Raw genomic sequence first — 18784 nt, forward strand, 5'->3', positions numbered from 1 at the left:
TCATAACTTCCTGCGATTCTGGCTAATGATTAAAAATATGGCTGGCAAATAAGATAGAACAAGTGATAGGAACATGAACCCGATCATCTTGCTTCGGTGTTGCAAAAACTCTTCTGTCATACTAGCCATAACCAGGTAAAAAAGCACAGCACTTGCTAGATAAGAGAGGATGATCAGGATGATTTTCCATCCATATTTAGGAAAAACGGAAAATAATCGAATGACGTGATAAAGCAAGGCAATCACGACCAAAGGGACACCTAGGGCTATTACCATTAGTTGAACGCCAACAGCAATTAGCATGAATGGAAGGAATCTCTCTGGAACGTTAAACGAATCAAATTGTACGACACAATAAGTCATGACTGTTAAACAGATTGGGTAATACAAGCCATAAAATTTTTTCTTTTTCCAATTCAACCAAAAGGCGATGAAGATGGACAGAAATAAGACAATGTATAATTGGTAAAAATGATTGAATGTCGTAATTATAAAATCCATAATTTTTCACTTTCTAGCTGAGTCCCACTGATCTCGGTCGAAATAATAGAGATAGATAGGAGGTAGATAAGAAACCAGAATCATCAAAATAATGACAACAAATATAAACTGATGGAGCTGAAATAGCATCACCACATACAAACCCAAAACACCTACAAGTAGAGGACCCAAAATATAGGATAGAAAAATCAACATCCCCTTCCAAAGTTTCTCCGAATAGACGAAATGCAATCGAATCAGTGTAAAGATTAAAGATCCAATTATCAAGGGGAATCCATAAAAAAACATGAGTAAGCTTGCCTCTAAAGAACCAGATTCTGTGAGTCTAATATTGGATTCCATTACCTTAAGCATACAGAGAGTAAACACGACCGGTGCATACAACCCTAATAGTCTAATTTTTCGACGATTCAAGTTGATTGCAAGAAGAATTGAGGGCAAAGTGACTAATAACAGAAAAACTAAGTAGAGAGCCATCACTCACACCCCTTAAAACGCTGTCGTTTCTTCCAAGGTGAACTTAACATTGTCTTCGATCCATTGGCGGCGTGGTGCTGCCTTATCGCCCATGAGGACGGAGACACGGCGTTCCGCACGAGCCAAGTCATCAATGGTGACGCGAATCAAGGTACGGGTTTCTGGGTTCATAGTTGTTTCCCAAAGCTGGTCTGCATTCATTTCCCCTAACCCTTTGTAACGTTGGAGGGTTGCTCCACGGCCAAAGGTTCGACGCAACTCCTCTAATTCGCTATCTGTCCAAGCATAGGCCACTTCTTCTTTCTTGCCTTTGCCTTTCGACATTTTATAAAGAGGAGGAAGCGCGATGTAGACATGCCCAGCTTCTACCAAAGGTCGCATATAGCGATAGAAGAAGGTTAAGAGAAGGGTTTGGATGTGGGCACCATCCGTATCCGCATCGGTCATAATGATGATCTTATCATAGTTGGCATCTGCAACTGTAAAGTCTGCACCAACTCCTGCACCAATGGTGTAGATCATGGTGTTGATTTCCTCGTTCTTGAGGATATCGCTCATATTGGCCTTCTCAGTATTGAGAACCTTCCCACGAAGGGGGAGAATGGCCTGGAACTTGCGGTCCCGACCTTGCTTGGCCGATCCACCGGCTGAGTCTCCTTCGACTAGGTAGAGTTCGTTTTTAGCAGGATTTTTAGACTGGGCTGGGGTCAATTTACCAGATAGGAGCCCTTTGTCTTTCTTATTCTTCTTGCCATTTCGGCTTTCATCCCGCGCTTTTCGAGCTGCTTCACGCGCATCCCGAGCCTTGATAGCTTTACGGATCAGACTAGAAGCCAACTCCCCATTTTCCATGAGGAAGAAGGTTAATTTATCCGAAACAATGCTATCGACGACTGGACGAGCCAGGGGACTCCCTAATTTGTCTTTGGTTTGTCCTTCAAACTGCAAATGAGCTTCTGGGACCAAGATTGAAAGAACAGCAGACAAACCTTCACGGTAGTCCGATCCTTCCAGATTCTTGTCTTTTTCTTTGAGAAGTCCGGTCTTTCTTGCATAGTCGTTCATGGCCTTGGTAATGGCTGTCTTCAGACCAGTCTCATGGGTTCCGCCATCTTTGGTACGGACATTATTGACAAAAGATAAGATGTTATCAGAGTAACCATCATTGTATTGCATGGCTACTTCTACCTGAAAACCATCTGACTCCCCATTAAAATAGAGAACAGGTGTCAGGGTTTCCTTGTCTTCGTTCAAGTACTCAACGAAATCCTGAACCCCATTTTCATAGTGAAAGGCCACATGGTTATCTTCTTCCTTACGGAGATCGGTCAGCGTCAGTGTCACGTCCTTAAGTAAGAAGGCCGATTCTTTGATCCGCTCAGAAATGGTATTAAATTTGAAATCTGTCGTTGAAAAGATGGTTGGATCCGGCATAAAGGTAACCTTGGTCCCGGTCTTAGACTTGGGAGCCGTTCCTATCTTCTCAAGAGTAGTGACAGGCTTTCCGCCATCTTCAAAGCGTTGTCTGTAGACAGCACCATCACGAGTGATCTCTACCTCAAGCCAACTTGAGAGAGCGTTCACGACGGAAGACCCCACACCGTGGAGACCGCCAGAAGTCTTATAACCGCCTTGGCCAAACTTTCCTCCAGCGTGGAGAACCGTAAAGATCACCTCGACAGTTGGTTTGCCCATGGCATGCATTCCTGTCGGCATCCCCCGTCCTTGGTCTACCACGGATAGCGAACCGTCTTTATTGATGGTCACATCGATTTGTGATCCAAAGCCAGACAAGGCTTCATCGACCGCATTGTCCACGATCTCCCAGACCATGTGATGCAAGCCGTTTCCATCGGTCGATCCAATATACATCCCTGGACGTTTACGGACCGCATCTAACCCTTCTAGTACCTGAATGGCATCGTCATTATAATTATTAATATTGATTTCCTTTTTTGCCACAAGGAACCTCCTGTTTGTTCATCTTTTCTATATTACAGTTTTTTAGGAAATTTTGCAAAATTTTTTCTCTTTATATGGAGATTTCTATATCTCAGTATAAAATGCTGGCTGAGCACTTTCTTCAGATGTCACACTTGAACTCAAAAAATTGCTTTTTCTATTGATGGCTTTTTGTTATAATGAAAGTATGATAAAAGAAATAAGTGTTTTAATTTTAGCCTATCTATTAGGTTCCATTCCTTCGGGATTATGGATTGGGAAAATCTTTTTCAATATTAATTTACGGGAACATGGCTCGGGCAATACAGGAACGACCAATACCTTTCGGATTTTAGGGAAGAAAGCTGGGATCATCGTCTTTGCGATTGATTTCTTGAAAGGAACTTTGGCCGTTCTCCTTCCGGCTTTCTTTGGAATTCAAGGGATCTCGCCAATGGTCTTTGGCCTCTTAGCTGTTTTAGGCCACACTTTCCCAGTTTTTGCTGGATTTAAAGGCGGAAAAGCAGTGGCAACTAGTGCTGGTGTCTTACTTGGCTTCTCGCCTGTTCTACTACTCATTTTGGCTGTGTATTTTGTAGCCAGCCTGTATTTAACCAGTATGATCTCGTTTTCGAGTGTAACTGTTGCTCTACTCGCCATTTTATCAGTCCTTCTTCTCCCTTTGACTGGATGGATCTTGCACGGTTATGATCCGCTTTTTACAGTCATTGTCTTGGCCTTAGCGACCTTGATCATTCTTCGTCACAAAGACAATATCCAACGGATCAAAGAGAAAAAAGAAAATCTCATCCCTTGGGGAAAGAACATCACCCACCAACTACCAAAAAACTAGAGCCTGCGCTCTAGTTTTTTTGATCGGGCTAAAAATAACGGCTTCTTCCTTGTTCGGAACATCTTTTGTCCCTATTATACCATCTTTTATCCTTTCACAAAAAGAGCATTCAAAACGAAATTACAATATTACCTTTAAAACTTTCCTTAGGTGAGTACGGACGTCAGCGAACTTCAAAGAAGTTCCATGACTTAGTTTTGAACCTAAGGTTTCAAAACTCCCGAGTTCTAGAAACAATAGTGTTTCTAGAACTTTTCTCACGGAGGAAAGTTTCGGTAAATTATTGATAATTTTTAAAATTAGAACTCATTTATATTCTTTGAACAATTACTAACATTAGTATACCAGAACCTAATTTGAGCACAAAAAAGCATCCCAAATGGAATGCTTTTTTCTGTTTCTTAATAGTATTCCCCTTGGCGGAAGTTCCAAGAGTTGAAATGATCGGATAAGTGCATCATGATCTTATCGATATCCAATCCTTTACGGATCACGACTGGACAAGTATTGACAGAACGGCTGCCTGCTCCTTGTTCTGGGATGAGGTTTCCTTCTGCATCCACCATAGAAACCATCACACCTTGTTCATAGCGCGTTTCAATTGTTTTGTCTGGTTGGATAGAAGCTACATAGTCATCAGCTTCGATAACCAAGTCCACGGCACCTTCGATCCGCTCACCGATTCCTTCGACCTTCCCGCGATTTCCTTTTCCGGAAGGATTAGCTGAAGAGGCGTAAACCATCTTGCCTTCTTTTTCCCACATTTCTTTGGCGATTTGCTCACCAGCTTTCCCAAATTTAATGACAAAACAGCTGGTTCCACGAACGTCTGTCATGAGTTCTTCACGTCCATCTCCGAAAGCTTGCAATTTTGCATAGGCATCTTCGCGCCATGGAAGGATACAACCAAGCAAGATATCTTCATCCCAATGTTTTTGGTAGAAGGCTTCGATTTCAGGATTCAATTGCGCAAGGGCACGAAGTTCATCCATACTTCCGCAAAGAACTACACCAGGTTTGTTACGGTTGCGTTCTTTGGCTTCAAACTTTCGTTCCAAGCCGGCCCTGTCACTGGTCATGATGATGTAGCCAACTTTTGTAGGGCAGACGATACAACCACCCTCTCCCTTCAAAATATCAAATCCTTCTTGTGAAAGTTGTCCGTCCCATTGAATGTGTTTTGTCATAAGTCTCTTTCCTTTTCTAGTCTTTTTTGTAGTTTATCAAAAAATCATGAAAAATTCAATATATTTTCAGAAAATTCGTAATTCGATATACAATTTTATCATTGCCAGTAAGCTGGCCGATTCTTTTCATAAGCTGCGATTAAGTCTTCGTACTGAAGCGTGATCCCGATATCATCCAACCCATTGAGCAATTTATGCTTCCAATCTTGATCGATCTCAAAGCGAAACTCTCCAACAGGCGAAATGATCTTCTGCTTTTCCAAATCCACCGTCACTGGATCTGTCGGCTTCAAGCTTGCCAATTTTTGACGAACTTCTAGCGGTTGGACAATCGGAAGCATGCCATTATTGAGCTCATTATTGTAATGAATATCTCCGAAGGATCCGGCGATAACGACCTTAAAACCGTAGTCCGCTAAAGCCCAGGCAGCGTGCTCCCGAGAGGAGCCAGCCCCAAAATTATCACCAGTGATCAAGATGGTCGCCTTGCGGTATTCTGGCTTGTTAAAGATAAAATCTGGATCCTCGGTATACTGGTCATCCAAGTAGCGCCAAGCATACATAAGGTATTTACCAAAACCTTTTTTATCAATCAACTTCAAGAATTGCTTGGGGAGGATTTGGTCGGTGTCGATATTATCGTTCATCAAGGGAACCGTTGTCCCCGTATAAATGGTAAATTTCTCCATGATTCCTCCTTTTACTCGACTTCTGGCAATTGGCGCACATCGACAAAGCGACCAGCAATTGCTGCTGCAGCGGCCATAGCGGGGCTACAGAGATGGGTCTTGGCCCCAAACCCTTGACGATCTTCAAAGTTTCGATTGCTAGTAGAGGCACAGTGGACGCCATCCGGCACCTTGTCTGGGTTCATTCCGAGACACATCGAGCAACCTGGATCACGCCATTCAAAACCTGCATCCATAAAGATTTGATCCAAGCCCAATTTTTCAGCAGCTTGCTTGACCGGACGAGAGCCAGGTACGACAATGGCTGTTAAGTTGGGCGCGATTTTTTTGCCTTTCACAAACTTGGCTGCCAGCTCTAAATCACTGAGACGCGCATTGGTACAGGAACCGATAAAGATATAGCCCAATTCAATGTCTGCTGGTTTTTGACCAGGTTCTAAATCCATATAATGATAAGCCCGTTCATCATTCATGTCCCGAATCTCTGGGAAGGGTGTCTCAAAGTCCACTCCCATAGAAGGATTAGTCCCCCAAGTCACCATCGGAGCTAGTTCAGATACATCCAAGCGGATGACCTTGTCGTATACCGCATCGTCATCACTGACCAGAGTCTTCCAGTCAGCTACTGCGGCCTCAAAATCACTTGGCACACATTCGCGTCCCCGAAGGTAGTCAAAGGTCGTCTCATCTGGATTCATGATCCCCATTTTTGATCCAAACTCGATCGACATGTTGCAGATGGTCATCCGTTCTTCCATGGTCAAGCGATCAATCGCTTCCCCCCGATACTCTACGACATAGCCAACTCCACACGCAACACCGTAGCGCGCTATCAAAGATAGGATGTAATCCTTTGAATAGATCCCTTTTTGTGGGGTTCCGGTGAATTCGACCAACATCTTCTTTGGTTTGACTTGCCAGAGGGTTTGGGTGGCAAAGACATGCTCCACTTCACTGGTTCCAATTCCAAAGGCAATAGCACCGAAGGCTCCGTGGGTTGCGGTATGGCTGTCTCCACAGACAATAAATTTTCCTGGCTGGGTCCGACCGGTTTCAGGGCCTATCATATGAACAATCCCTTGTTTTTCTGAACCGTGAGCTGCATGATTGATCCCGAATTCTACTACATTCTCAGCTAATTTGTCAATCTGGGCCTTTGAAATGACATCTCGGATATCATAAATATTAACCGTTGGAACATTGTGATCAAAGGTTCCAAAGGTTAAATCGGGTCGTCGAACCTTGCGTCCTGCATCCCGTAATCCTTGAAAGGCTTGGGGACTCGTCACTTCGTGGATATAGTGTTGGTCCACATACATGAGTTGGGGTTGCCCTTCCACTCCTGTAATCACGTGGCGGTCCCAAAGTTTATCAAAGATAGATTTTCCACTCATCGTCTTTCTCCATTTATCTTGTTGCTAGGGAATCCATCGAAGGATTAGAAAGAGGATACCTGCTAAGAGAAGGCTACTCATCCACCAGGTGGCTTGGAAATACCATTTCCGTACCTTGTGGTGAAAGAGATGCCCACCTAGAAGAGCTCCAAAGCCACCAAGTAGCCAGCTCTCGAGTAAGAGGACCTTTTCAGGAATCCGCCACCTGTTTTGGATGGCTTTTCGCTTATCTAATCCATAGGTCAGAAAGACCATACCATTCCAAAAAGCTATCACTAGTAAACAGCGATCTCTCCAAGTCATCTTAGAGATTCCTTATGATAGCTGCTGTCATCTCTGCAGTCGAAGCCTGACCACCTAGATCTCGGGTTAAAATCCCCTGATTCAAGGTTTGATTGACCGCTTCTTCAATCATTTCTGCTCCCCTTGTTTCTCCAAAACTGTCTCGCAGCATCATAGCAACAGACAGGATCATAGAAATCGGATTGGCAATGCCCTGACCAGCAATATCAGGAGCTGAGCCATGAATCGGCTCATACATGCTTGGCCCTTGGTCAGAATGACTGGCAGACGGCATCACACCTAGTGTTCCAGGAAGGACACTCGATTCGTCCGATAAGATATCTCCAAATAGATTCTCTGTCACGACGACATCAAAGCGGGCCGGATTGGTGATCATGATCATGGCCGCACTGTCTACAAGCTGGTGCTCTAAAGTCACATCTGGAAATTCTTTGGCAACTTCTTCTGCTACTTGGCGCCACAATTTAGACGTTGCAAGGACATTTTGCTTATCGATACTGGTCACTTTCTTGCCACGTCCTTGTGCAATCTTGAAGGCTTGGTGCATAATCCGACGGATTTCTTCTGCGCTGTAATCATTGATATCGCGCGCTGTATTTTCTTTCAAGATATGCTCTCCAAAGTAAATCCCACCTGTCAATTCACGCACAACTACGAAGTCGACACCCTCGATACGCTCTGGTTTCAAAGGAGACAGGTGTTTCAAGGCGTCAAAAATCCGTACAGGGCGAATATTTGCAAAAAGATTTAATTCCTTGCGAATAGCGAGCAGGCCTTGTTCTGGACGAACAGGAGCATGGTCATACTCCGGACTTCCGATGGCTGCAAGAAGAATAGCATCCGCTCCTTTCGCTGCTTCTAGAGTATCTTGGGGAAGTGGATGACCAGCGGCATCAATCCCCGCACCCCCAAAAGGTTTGTCTTCTAGGCTATAATCAAAGCCAATTTTGGGAGCAACGGCTGCAAGGACCTCTAGCCCAGCTGCCATGATCTCAGGGCCAATCCCATCTCCTGCAAGTGTTACAATTTTCTTTGTCATGTTCATTTCCTCTTAGGCTTGTGGAAGATCACGGTAAGAAACAGCTCGTCCCATCTCACCCGCATTCTCTTTTTGCACTAGGGTATTGGCATTGATATAGGCAATTGCTGACGCCTTCAATACGTCAAAGTCCAAACCAGAGGCATTGAAAATCGTATCTGTATCGACATTTTCCACGGATACCAAGACACGAGCTTGGGCGTCAATCCCATCGGTCACCGCATCGATATTGTAAGATGTCAACCGAACGGTTTGGTTGAAGAATTTATCAATCGCATTAAAGATGGCTTCAACCGATCCTTGACCATCAGCCAAGAATTCAAGCACTTCTCCCTCTTCATTTCTAAGGCTAACTGCTGCAGAAATACTTTCATCGGCATTGGTCGACAAGCGGAGATCATTGAATTGGAAGCCATCTGGATTTTCCACTGCTGTACCGGCAACAAGGGCGCGGATATCGGCATCTGTGATCTCGTGTTTCTTGTCTGCCAAAGATTTGAATTTAGCAAACAATGGTTGGATATCTTCCTCTGAGAAATCAAGTCCTAACTCATGGAGTTTCTCAATAAAGGCATGGCGACCAGACAATTTTCCAAGAGGAAGACTGTTGCTCTTGACGCCCACCAACTCAGGGGTGATGATTTCATAAGTAAGAGGGTTTTTAAGGACCCCATCTTGGTGAATTCCAGATTCATGTGAGAAGGCATTGCCACCAACAACCGCTTTGTTTTTAGGAATTGGAATCCCAGAGTAACGAGAAACCAACTCAGAAGTATTGATGGTTTCATTGAGCACAATCGGGCTCTCCACCTGGTAATAGTCTTCGCGAATATTAAGAGCGACCGCCACTTCTTCAAGTGCCGCATTTCCAGCCCGTTCACCGATCCCATTGATGGTCCCTTCCACTCGGCGGGCACCATTTTTAACAGCAGCGAGGCTATTCGCCACTGCCATTCCTAGATCATCATGGCAATGAGGTGAATAGATAATCTCGCGGTCCGTCTTGACATGGTCAATCAAGTATTTGAAAATCGCGCCATACTCTGCTGGTGTCGTGAAACCGACTGTATCAGGAATATTGATGTAGCTTGCCCCTGCATCGACTGCAGTCTGGACAACTTGCAAGAGGAAATCCAATTCCGTCCGTGTCGCATCTTCTGGTGAGAACTCCACAATCTCAAACTTTGAACGCGCATATGAAACGTGCTCTTTAATGGCTTCAAGTATTTCTTCCTTGCTCTTGTTGAGTTTAAACTCCCGGTGAATGGGACTGGTTGCGATAAAGACGTGAACTTGCGGATACTTGGCATCCTTTAAGGCTTCATAACAAGCATCAATGTCAGATTTGACAGAACGAGCTAGGCCAGTTACGGCTGTCTTGGTTAAGACCTTTGCAATTTCCTGTACAGCTGTGAAGGAATCCGGACTAGCCGCTGGAAAACCTGCTTCAATAGCAGAAATACCCCATTTTTCCAATTGTTTGGCAATGGAAATTTTTTCCTTGATCGAAAAATTTACACCCGGTGTTTGTTCACCATCTCGAAGACTGGTATCTAAAAATTCAACTTTACGCATAGGGTCTCCTCATTTCTATATAGTGGATATAAAGAAAAACATCTCACTCGGTCAACCAAGCGAGATGTTTTTGCCCGCTTGGTAAGCCAAACAGGACTAATGCTTCTGCACTAGCCCTTATACCTCAACAACAAAGCAAATTGAATAAACTTAGCTGTATTCATGTTTGACTTTCTCCTTTGTTCAATGTCTTGTTTAGTATTGTAGCATAGGGAAAAAACAATGTCAAGAATTTTCCGTAATATTCTGAATTTTTTGAATAGAAACAAAATATCCCCTTTTCCCCTACTTCTTCTGATACAAATCAAAAACGATCTTGTCATTATAGAGATCAATGGTATTGGCCTTGGCATAGATTCCAAAGTCGTTGTCCATCTCCGACAAGAGAATGGTGATGGTGGACTGCTTGGGTGAGATCTGAATGAATTTTGGGATGTTTTTATTTTTACTCAAGAGCTGCAAGACCATCCTTTGGGGGATTTGGAAGCTTCCCACTGAAAAGTCCTTCACCGTCAAGAGAATATTACCGTTTTCCAACTTGGATGGTTGAAAGTAAATGTACAAGGGGTAGGATTTGCCCAGAAGACTCAACTGCCCTTCTAGTAAAATCTGTTGGTTGTCCGCATAGACCTTGTAATCGGATAAATGGTATTTTTTTAGCAGATATTTAATGGTGTCATTGAGCTGATCTCTGGTTGTCGTCATGGTCCCAACTTGGACGTCACTAGTCTTTGCAGTCTGTTGGAGCTGACGGACATCTTCTCTAGGTGTTGCCAATCGGCTTTGTACCACAAGGCCCAGAGCTACAAGGAGACTCACCAAGACTAAAAAGAGCCATTTCCAAATATTTATCTTTTTAATCTGAGCTAGTTGGTCTTTCTTGGGGATGCTGTTAATTCCAAGTTTTCTTAGTCGCATTGATTTTCTCCAATATTGCTTGTTTCATCTTTTCATAACCTGTGTTGTTGGGGTGAAAACGATCTTCTTCATACAAGGCATCGTTAGCAATCGTCGCCTTGCCATCACTGATTTCTGATACGCCCATTTTCCCGTCGATTCCTTTATACAGGGCATCATTGATCGGAACGAAATAGACCTGATCAAATTGTGCGATGGTTTCTTCCGTCGTCTCATTCCAACGATCTACAGCCGTCTGAATACTGGTTAATTCAGGAAAATTCAGGTAAAGAGGATTGTAGATCCCCACTACATAAATAGGAAGATGGGGATTGTCCTTTCTGGCTTTTGTGATAATTTCTTTGAGGTTAGCTGTATAATTCTTGAGCGGTTTTCGGATATCTGATAGAGAAAAATCACTCAGATGATCGACAACAACTTTGCGTAGATCATTTCCTCCAACCGTTAAGGTCATAACACGCGCCTTTTTGAGATCTTTTTGGAGGTCTGCTTGTTTCTTGAGTCGATCTAAAATCTGAGCACTTGTATTTCCAGGAACACCATAGTTAACAGGCTGGTACCGGCCGTCATTTTCATTGGATAGGCTTTGAGCGAGTAAGGGCACAAAGCCTCCTTGCTTGGTGCTATCACCTACACCTTTTGTCAAGGAATCTCCTAGCGCTACATAGGTATAGGTGACCTCTTTGGTAGACGGTTTGGCCTTGGTCATGCAAGGAGATGCAGTCGGGAGCAAAGCACGAAATAGAAAGACAAAGACAAGAAGGCTGGTTACAAAGAAAACCAAGCCTTGCATCATTTTTTTAAGATTCATATGAATACGATCGCTTATCCTTGAAAAATCACTTTTCCATCACAAATGGTGTAAGCCACTTTTCCTTTTAGTGTTTCGCCCACAAATGGGGAATTTCCAGCTTTTGAAGCAAAATGATCCGATACCAAACGGTCTGCTTCTGGATCAAAGAGGGTCAAATCTGCTGGTCCATCCACAGCAATATATCCAGCATCAAAATCATAGAGACGTGCTGGATTATAGGACATCTTTTCTAGCAACTGCATGAGGCTCAAATGTCCTGCATGGACCAAGTAGGTCAAACCAAGAGAAAGTGATGTTTCAAGACCGGTCATTCCAGATGGTGCCTTGGTAATATCAGGAACATTCTTCTCATCAGCATGGTGAGGCGCGTGGTCTGTCGCAATCACGGAGATGACGCCTGACTTCAAGCCTTCAATCACTGCTAAACGGTCTGATTCCAAGCGTAGAGGGGGGTTCATCTTGGCATTGCTTCCCTTGGTCAAGAGTAGACTTTCTGTTTTCGAAAAGTGTTGAGGCGCCACTTCTGCCGTCACATGAGCTCCTAATCCTTGGGCAAATGCCACAACCTTGACACTTTCTTCCTTGGAAAGGTGTTGGATATGAAGGTGAGCACCTGTCGCAAGCGCAATCATGGCATCACGCGCAGCCATCGAGTATTCGGCCACCCCCGTCGCCCCACAGACATGGAAGTGTTCCTTGGCAATGTTCTCATTCAACCCAAGAATGCCATTCAACTCAGGGTCTTCTTCATGTAGACTAATAAAGGTTCCTAGACGCTTGGCTTCTTCCAAGGCTTGGCGGACAACCTTGGTGCTTTGAAGGGGAATCCCATCATCTGAAAAACCAGCCGCACCCGCCTTGAGCAGGCCTTCAAAATCTGTCAGGTGTTGACCGTCAAAATTCTTGGTCACCGTCGCAACCGTATGAATGTGGAGATTTTCCTTGGCTGCAGAAGCTAAGACTTCCTCTAAGGTCGGAATATCTGAAATAGTCGGATTGGTATTGGCCATCATGACTACTCGGGTAAAACCACCCGCAGCTGCTGCTAAAGCACCCGTATGGATATCTTCTTTATGGGTTTGGCCGGGTTCACGAAAATGCACGTGCACATCGATCAAACCAGGAGCTACCACTAGACCTGAAGCATCAAGCACCTCTTGTCCATCCGTTGGGAGATTTTCAGCGATCTCTATAATTTTCTTTCCCTCAATGCGAAGGTCACAGATTTGATCCAAACCGGTCTTTGGATCCATGACACGACCATTTTTAATGACAACCATTGCATTCTCCTTTATTCATAAAAATCAACATGCGACTCTAATAAACGGTCGCCGTCATAGCGAAACATTGCTGAAAAGAAGGGTTTATCCTCTAACAACCACTCGACAAAGGTGTGGTCCCCCTCCCAGGTTGGTTTTAAGAGGACTTGATCATAAGGTACCCACTCCAAGGTCCCTTCGTTACATTCGATTAGTTCGCCCTCAAAGTCCGTCACCTTAAAGACATAAGTGTACCAGTCCAAATCAGGTGTAAACTCAGGAAAGGTAATGATCCCTTTCAAGACAGGCTTAGCTTTCAGGCCTGTCTCCTCAAAAATTTCACGGACAGCACACTCCTGTGGGGTTTCCCCGCGTTCTAATTTCCCACCAACCCCGATCCATTTACCTTCATGGACATCATTGGGCTTCTTATTGCGATGCAACATGAGAAATTCTTTCCCATTGTCGATATAACAAATCGTTGCTAATTGTGGCATTTCTTTCTCCTATCTTAACCAATCAATCGGCTCACGTCCCGCCTCTGTCAAAAATTGATTGGTTTTTGAAAAGGGTTGAGACCCAAAGAATCCTCGGTAAGCCGATAAGGGACTTGGGTGAGCTGATTCGAGGACCAAATGTCGATCATGGGTAATCAGAGGCTTTTTCTTACGGGCATAAGATCCCCAGAGGATAAAGACAACTGGCTCCTCCAACTCATTGACCACCTTGATCACAGCATCTGTGAACGGCTCCCAAATTTGACCCGCATGACCATTAGCCTGACCAGCAGGAACCGTCAAGCAGGCATTGAGCAAGAGCACTCCTTGCTCTGCCCAAGAGGTCAGATCATGCGACCGCTTCTCTCCAATATCTGAGCGCAATTCTTTGAGAATATTTTGCAAAGAAGGCGGAGCTGGTACATGATCCGGAACAGAAAAACTTAAGCCTTGCGCTTGATCCGGTCCGTGGTAGGGATCTTGACCTAAGATCAAGACCTTGACCTGGTCCATCTCCGTTGTCTGCAAGGCCTTAAAGACCTTATCACGCGGTGGATAGACCACTCCTTTGTTATAGACCTCATTCATAAAGTCATTGATCTGATGAAAATACCCTTCAGGAAGGTGGGATTTGATGGCTTCATGCCATGGTGAATGCTCCATGAAAACTCTCCCCTGTCCAATAAATTCTTACCTTCCATTATACCACATTTGGCGCAGATCCACTGGATAAAAAAAGGCTGGACATATTATCCAACCTCTTTTTCTGCCTGTCAAACAAGCGAGAGTTTTTATGTATTTTCTTTCTTACTGAATCCTGCTAGACCGATCGAAGCGACTAGTATAATTTGCGGCAAGAATTGAATGAGGTAGCGGGTCTTCCCACCTTCAAAAATGGTCAAGAAGAGCAAGCCACCAAAGACCGCTAAGGAAAGGAAATTGAAGGCATCTGTATCTCGACGTTTGAGAAAGGCCCCAACCAAGCCAGCTGACAGGACAATCCAGATCAACTGCTTTACAAATTCATAATACTTGTATTGCGGACGGTCAATGCTGAGGAAGTAAGTCCGTACCCATTTCGCCAGACCATTGTTTTTCGTCAGTGGCGCATAGAGAGGATTGATAAATGGGGTCTTTTCGTACTCCACGTCACGATAAAGCCAACCAAGTGTCCCTTCTGCCACTGTCAAGGACTGCTTGTAATAAATATGCCCCAGCAAGCCCCAAGGACCATACTCTTTGAGACGGCGCTTGATTTCTTTGATGACATTTTCTTTCTTAAAAAGCCCATTGTTATAATCCGACCGCTTGTCCTCATCGATATAAGCCAGCAAACCCTCTTTCATATCCTCTTGGTTATGGCCCATATCCGTCAAGCCTAAATTGATAAACAAGAGTGGGCCCTTTGCGAGACCTTCCTTTTTCAAAATCGGAACAACCGTCTGGTGTTCCACCGCGATATTCAAGCCAGCAAAGACAAAGCCCGTCGTAAGGCCTGTCACCATAGCGATCTTGCCAAAGGACTTCCAATTACCACGGAAGAAAAGCACAGCCCAAAAGGCGATCATGACAATAATCGTCGTTGGACGGATCAACATGGCAACGCCTGATAAAACACCCAGTCCTAGCAGCTCTTTCCAAGAGATGACTGCATCATCAGCCTTCAGAAGGTCAAGTACCCACCATAGCTGTAGGGTGATCAATGGGATGGGTAGAATATCCGTGTACATGGAATAAAAATAAGGCGAATAGCAAATCAAGCTCACATAAAAGACAAAAGCCAAATCAGCTGTTTTTTGACTGAAATGCTTCTGGGACAGCTTGTACAAGAGGACGGCACCCAAATTGACATAGAGGATGTTGAGAAGCTGCATGACCCACAAACCGCTAGAACCAAAGATCACGTAGAAAAACTTTTCGTAAAGGAAAAGCGGAATGTTATTGGGATTGCGACTGAGGTAGTTGGTGATGGAAGATTGCTTAAGAAGATCAAAAGCTCCCTTAAAAACAACTGCAGCATCCCGACGGATCAAAAGCTCCGCACAAACCATCATCACAAACTGACAAATAATGGCTCCAATCAGGAAACCTTTTTTATGCTGGGTCAGCCAAACATAGGCTATCTTTAGCCGATCACGTAGCAACCAAGCTAGAAGAAACAAGAAGACAGCAATGAAAATGGCAATCTTTGAAATTTCTTGTAGATACATCACACTAGTATACAACCAGTGGACCATGAGGAGCAACATGACAAGATACAGTAACCCAAATAAGGTACGTTTACTTTTCGATAACATAGGTCCATTATACCAAAAAAACAGCATTTCTGCTGTTTTGGACTGATACGAAATCATTTAGATTGAGGAATTATCTTTGTTATTTACGATCTTCCTTGAAATCAAACTCAATTTCCCTAGGCTCTGTAAATTCAAGGCCTCTGTAAAATAGGATTACAATTAAACATAAAATCAAGGCCAAAAACAAGCGCATTTGTACAAAATACGCAAAAAACAGGAGTAGAGCACTTAAACAAACAAGCGCAAACAACTGTCGTTTTCTCATTTTTCGCATTCACCACACCTCGGTTCCATTTGCTGTTTTTTGAAGATACTCTACTGGTTTTATCTGACCAACTAATACTAGTTCTACTCCATTTTTCTTAACATATCTTTTCAACCGCACATATCTGGCAATAGTAACCAACCATAAAGTGACGATGACAGCAAGAAGAAATATCAGAACGTTCACCACTCCTTCTCTAACATCCAAATCAAGATTCGGTTTTCCAAAGAAAAGGTCCATGGGAAGGATCTTTCTAAATGTTCTTGCTAATAACAAACTTAGTGGAACACCAATGACAGCCGAAAGATTGTTTGGAGCTTTCTTTGTAAAGACTTTCTCTTTAAATGAATAGGTAGTCTGATACACTTTACGGTATCTGTCAAAAGGGATCTTACTATTGCGTTTGATGATGAATTCTTCCCCTTGATCTGTTACCAACAAAAAGAATCCCCATAGAGGCCTTTTCCCATTCAAACTGATAGTAAAACATGTTCCTTTTTTGAGCATTGAAAAACCTCTTGTTAAATTAATATTTTAAAAGTGCGTTCAGTTTTTCGTAATTCAGGTAACTGGTAGTAATTCAAAATACCAAAACTAGAATACCTGATAGCACGAGATAGATAATAGCTGTTAAAACCATTCCAATTTTATAGAAACCAACTAAGCCGGCATAGCGTTCGACAAAACCTATCTGGGGGTCGTCTGGATGATAAAAGACTGTCATGGGAGAGCCAATTGGAAAAATCAACTGTAAATCCAGATTTTTGCCTGATCCAAGAATGTACCTTCTATCAAAAACATCTGTCTGTTTTGACTTAGAAGAGGTCTCTATAAAATAAGCATAGCTAAAGGTCTTTTGGTAGCTTTCGCCACCGACTTGATATTCCACCACAGGCAAGGATACAAGAAGTTGATTTTTGGAATCAAAAGCAACGACTTCTCCCATAACTTGTGCGGTTGATGCTGTTTTTACCTTCATTTCACGAAGATACAAGGTGTAAAAGATCAGCAGTATGATCAGGAAAACAAGGGTCAAGATTCCCAAAATAAACCAAAACAAAACCATTAAATCCTTTCTAGAAAACCAATTTATTTTTTTCGAGTTATCTTTCTTAATAATAAAAATTGTTTCAATAATCGATAATGAATTTCTCTTTATCAATTAAAATCTACTATAAATCTGTCAAGTAAGTAAAGAACAGGAATCCTTACTCTCCTCTTTTCAACCAATTTTGCTGTTGTGCCTTTTCTGCAAGATCTTTTGCTTTGTTGATATCCAGTGATGGTGAATCTGATGGGGTGTTTGATTCGATATCCTCTTTCAATTCTTGTAAAGTTTGAATATCTTTCGGAGTCAAATTGGAGATCGAGCTAGATTCTTTTTCTGTTGAACTTTCCGGAACAGACTGAATCTCACGATAGGTTTTGATCACTTCAGTTCCTGCATCTGTTGTCGGAAGAGGACGATAGAACATGAAAAAACCAATAATGACAATCAGAAGAGCTAGAGCTGATACGAGAATACCTTTCTGTAGATCTTCCACAGGTATTTTAGAATCTTTAGTAGACAAGACCTTCCAGTCTAGATGTTCTTCCTCGGCTTCTTTTTTAGCGTTGAAAGCAGGGCTAACCAAGACTTGGTTCATCAAGATCAATGCCCCCAAGGACATCAGTAAAAATGGAATATGACGTGATTTACTAATGACCACTAAAATACCTCCCGCAATAGCGATCAAACTGATAATAATATTGACAGTAAACCAGACCCGAGCTTGCTTCTTCATTTGCAAATAATGTATTTTTGTCATCTTATTCTCCCTTAAAAATAGTTTTTTCTTCATCCATAAAAACAATTACTACTATCATACCGGATTTTACTTTGGGTTTCAAGTTAACCACCAACTAGTGAAAAGAGTATAAAAAAGAAGCGTTAGAAACGCTTCAGTTATATTATTTGTCTTGCCAAGTTTCTTGGTTTTCTTTGAAACGACGCAACAGTTCCAAACCTTCAGAGGTAATGTAGCCCTGTTCTTCTGCCAAGTGGATCAATTCTGTGTAGTTTGACAAGGTTTCAAGTTGAACGCCAGCTTCCGCAAATTTCTTATCAGCTTTCTCCAATTGGTAAGTAAAGATCGCTACCACACCAAGGACGTCTGCTCCTTCACGTTTCGCAGCTGCAACAGCATCCAAGACAGATCCACCAGTAGAAATCAAATCTTCAACCACAACCATCTTTTGACCTTGCGGTACACGGCCTTCGATTTGGTTTCCAGCACCATGATCTTTTGGTTTGCTACGGATGTAAGCAAAAGGAAGGTTCATCTTGTCGGCAATAATGGCTCCATGAGGAATCCCCGCAGTTGCTGTCCCCGCAATCACTTCGACTTCAGGGAAAGCTTCCTTAATTTTATCCACGAATCCATTCTCAATCAAGGTACGAGTTTCTGGATAAGCAAGGGTCACGCGGTTATCCGTATAAATAGGGGACTTGATTCCAGAAGCCCAAGTAAAAGGTTCTTCTGGTTTCAAATAAACGGCTTCAATTTTTAAAAGATGGCTGGCAATATCTTTAGCTAATGACATGATAACTCCTTTTTACGATTTTAATCATATACGAATTAAATCCAAAACAGACTTAAACAACAACTTTACAGGTTAGTGAGTAAGTTAGGGAAGGTCCTATAGGACTTCCCGTAAAACTACAAAAGTAAGACTTTTAGTAGACCATACTATTCCGACGATTTAGAGGATAAAACGATTATTTTTATCCTCTAA

General features: G+C 43.0%; 19 protein-coding genes. 1 reads left to right on the forward strand and 18 read right to left on the reverse strand.

From position 1 onward, the window contains the following. A complete protein-coding gene (locus tag HA044_RS02420; RefSeq protein ID WP_187538948.1) occupies positions 1 to 501 on the reverse strand; it encodes a hypothetical protein in 501 nt (166 codons plus the stop codon). A gap of 489 nt (positions 502 to 990) precedes the next feature. Further along, positions 991 to 2940 (reverse strand): DNA topoisomerase IV subunit B, encoded by a 1950-nt coding sequence (gene parE, locus HA044_RS02425; RefSeq protein WP_187538950.1) that lies wholly within the window; start codon positions 2938 to 2940, stop codon positions 991 to 993. Between the two features lie 187 nt (positions 2941 to 3127). On the opposite strand from parE, the gene plsY reads away from it, so the two are divergent. Beyond that, on the forward strand, positions 3128 to 3772 hold the full coding sequence (gene plsY, locus HA044_RS02430; RefSeq protein ID WP_187538952.1) for a glycerol-3-phosphate 1-O-acyltransferase PlsY: 645 nt from the start codon (positions 3128 to 3130) through the stop codon (positions 3770 to 3772). A gap of 401 nt (positions 3773 to 4173) precedes the next feature. Here plsY and HA044_RS02435 read toward each other — a convergent pair whose 3' ends face one another. From HA044_RS02435 to pyrE, 16 genes are all read right to left on the reverse strand, one after another. Beyond that, a complete protein-coding gene (locus tag HA044_RS02435) occupies positions 4174 to 4959 on the reverse strand; it encodes an L-threonylcarbamoyladenylate synthase (protein ID WP_187538954.1) in 786 nt (261 codons plus the stop codon). Between the two features lie 98 nt (positions 4960 to 5057). Further along, the gene (gene leuD, locus HA044_RS02440) at positions 5058 to 5648 is read right to left on the reverse strand and encodes a 3-isopropylmalate dehydratase small subunit (RefSeq protein ID WP_187538956.1); all 591 of its coding nucleotides are present in this window, start codon (positions 5646 to 5648) and stop codon (positions 5058 to 5060) included. A gap of 11 nt (positions 5649 to 5659) precedes the next feature. Beyond that, positions 5660 to 7042, reverse strand: a complete 1383-nt coding sequence (leuC, locus tag HA044_RS02445) for a 3-isopropylmalate dehydratase large subunit (RefSeq protein WP_187538958.1) — start codon at positions 7040 to 7042, stop codon at positions 5660 to 5662. 24 nt (positions 7043 to 7066) lie between these two features. Continuing rightward, the gene (locus HA044_RS02450) at positions 7067 to 7345 is read right to left on the reverse strand and encodes a DUF1294 domain-containing protein (RefSeq protein WP_187538960.1); all 279 of its coding nucleotides are present in this window, start codon (positions 7343 to 7345) and stop codon (positions 7067 to 7069) included. A 1-nt stretch (position 7346) separates the two neighbouring features. Next, entirely contained in the window at positions 7347 to 8384 is a 1038-nt protein-coding gene (leuB, locus tag HA044_RS02455) for a 3-isopropylmalate dehydrogenase (protein ID WP_187538962.1), read from the reverse strand. Between the two features lie 12 nt (positions 8385 to 8396). Continuing rightward, positions 8397 to 9959 (reverse strand): 2-isopropylmalate synthase, encoded by a 1563-nt coding sequence (locus tag HA044_RS02460; protein ID WP_187538964.1) that lies wholly within the window; start codon positions 9957 to 9959, stop codon positions 8397 to 8399. Positions 9960 to 10244: 285 nt separating this feature from the next. Beyond that, positions 10245 to 10877 carry a YpmS family protein gene (locus tag HA044_RS02465; protein WP_187538966.1) on the reverse strand — a complete coding sequence of 211 codons (633 nt, stop codon included), beginning with the start codon at positions 10875 to 10877 and terminating at the stop codon, positions 10245 to 10247. Further along, complete coding sequence (locus HA044_RS02470; RefSeq protein WP_187538968.1) at positions 10852 to 11688, reverse strand: SGNH/GDSL hydrolase family protein; 837 nt, start codon at positions 11686 to 11688, stop codon at positions 10852 to 10854. Before HA044_RS02470 ends, HA044_RS02465 begins: the two co-directional genes overlap by 26 nt. 14 nt (positions 11689 to 11702) lie before the next feature. After that, positions 11703 to 12971: a dihydroorotase gene (locus HA044_RS02475; protein ID WP_187538970.1), complete on the reverse strand. Its 1269-nt coding sequence runs from the start codon at positions 12969 to 12971 to the stop codon at positions 11703 to 11705. A gap of 11 nt (positions 12972 to 12982) precedes the next feature. Beyond that, positions 12983 to 13447, reverse strand: a complete 465-nt coding sequence (locus HA044_RS02480; protein ID WP_187538972.1) for an 8-oxo-dGTP diphosphatase — start codon at positions 13445 to 13447, stop codon at positions 12983 to 12985. 9 nt (positions 13448 to 13456) lie between these two features. Then, complete coding sequence (locus HA044_RS02485) at positions 13457 to 14110, reverse strand: uracil-DNA glycosylase (protein ID WP_187538974.1); 654 nt, start codon at positions 14108 to 14110, stop codon at positions 13457 to 13459. 128 nt (positions 14111 to 14238) lie between these two features. Beyond that, the gene (locus HA044_RS02490; RefSeq protein ID WP_187538976.1) at positions 14239 to 15744 is read right to left on the reverse strand and encodes a glycosyltransferase family 39 protein; all 1506 of its coding nucleotides are present in this window, start codon (positions 15742 to 15744) and stop codon (positions 14239 to 14241) included. 274 nt (positions 15745 to 16018) lie between these two features. Further along, complete coding sequence (locus HA044_RS02495) at positions 16019 to 16516, reverse strand: hypothetical protein (protein ID WP_187538978.1); 498 nt, start codon at positions 16514 to 16516, stop codon at positions 16019 to 16021. Positions 16517 to 16589: 73 nt separating this feature from the next. After that, positions 16590 to 17075: a DUF3592 domain-containing protein gene (locus HA044_RS02500; protein ID WP_187538980.1), complete on the reverse strand. Its 486-nt coding sequence runs from the start codon at positions 17073 to 17075 to the stop codon at positions 16590 to 16592. A 142-nt stretch (positions 17076 to 17217) separates the two neighbouring features. Further along, positions 17218 to 17817 carry a hypothetical protein gene (locus HA044_RS02505; RefSeq protein ID WP_187538982.1) on the reverse strand — a complete coding sequence of 200 codons (600 nt, stop codon included), beginning with the start codon at positions 17815 to 17817 and terminating at the stop codon, positions 17218 to 17220. A 142-nt stretch (positions 17818 to 17959) separates the two neighbouring features. Next, positions 17960 to 18592, reverse strand: coding sequence for an orotate phosphoribosyltransferase (gene pyrE / locus HA044_RS02510; protein ID WP_003014772.1), 633 nt, complete (start codon positions 18590 to 18592; stop codon positions 17960 to 17962). Between the last annotated feature and the right edge of the window lie 192 nt (positions 18593 to 18784).

The sequence above is a fragment of the Streptococcus sp. IMAU 99161 genome, from assembly GCF_014435245.1.
Lineage (GTDB): Bacteria > Bacillota > Bacilli > Lactobacillales > Streptococcaceae > Streptococcus > Streptococcus lactarius.